Below are 675 nucleotides of genomic sequence, written 5' to 3'. Positions count from 1 at the left end.
AACTTAATTGATCAGACCATCCTTAATGTCACTCAAAAGCGCATCGATGCCGTTATTGTGATTCTTTTCCTTGAGCATCAATAGACTTTTTTCTAACATTTCAAATATCAAGCGCTTTTGCTCATAACGGTCTCCAGACTTGAATTTCGAATAATCGATTCTAATTCTGAAATCCATGTCGCCATTTTTTCTATTTAAAACAAATTTTTCGGGAAAGCAATCATCGTCCCGCACTATAGCAATGCAGTCCCAACTTTCCACTCCTAAATCATATTCACGAAAATCAATATAGGAATTAATCGTATCGACGACACACCTTCTCACATTTCTGAATTGATCACCGATATCTGCCTCGATCTCCGCACCAATCCATAATTTCATACGCAGATAACCTCAATAGTCATTTTTATTTTTCGGAGGGCGACGGCCATTTACCTTCTTATACTCCCTTATTTTCTGATGCTGCCATTCATGCATCTCCTTTTTTGTCCCAGTAGCCTCCTTCTGATAATCGACTTTATTTTCCTTCATATACTTTTTTGAATATCTTTTTTGCGTGCCAAATCGCCGCTCACCACGCGTCGTTTCTCCATATTTCTGCACCTCGCCTGTTTCCGAATCTCTTAAAGAATATCCCTCCGCGGGCTTGTCATCTAAGGAAACTCTGATTTTGCT

2 protein-coding genes are annotated in these 675 nt (G+C 39.3%); both read right to left on the bottom strand.

Features of this window, described 5'->3' with window-relative positions; all coding sequences use genetic code 11:
- Positions 1 to 3 precede the first annotated feature (3 nt).
- Positions 4 to 381, bottom strand: coding sequence for an Imm44 family immunity protein (locus UU7_RS17805; RefSeq protein ID WP_083846021.1), 378 nt, complete (start codon positions 379 to 381; stop codon positions 4 to 6).
- Between the two features lie 12 nt (positions 382 to 393).
- On the bottom strand, positions 394 to 675 hold a 282-nt coding region (locus tag UU7_RS17800; RefSeq protein ID WP_202946810.1), incomplete at its 5' end, for a hypothetical protein.

The organism is Rhodanobacter spathiphylli B39 (genome assembly GCF_000264295.1).
GTDB lineage: Bacteria > Pseudomonadota > Gammaproteobacteria > Xanthomonadales > Rhodanobacteraceae > Rhodanobacter > Rhodanobacter spathiphylli.
This window is presented reverse-complemented; position numbering and strand designations above follow the sequence as displayed.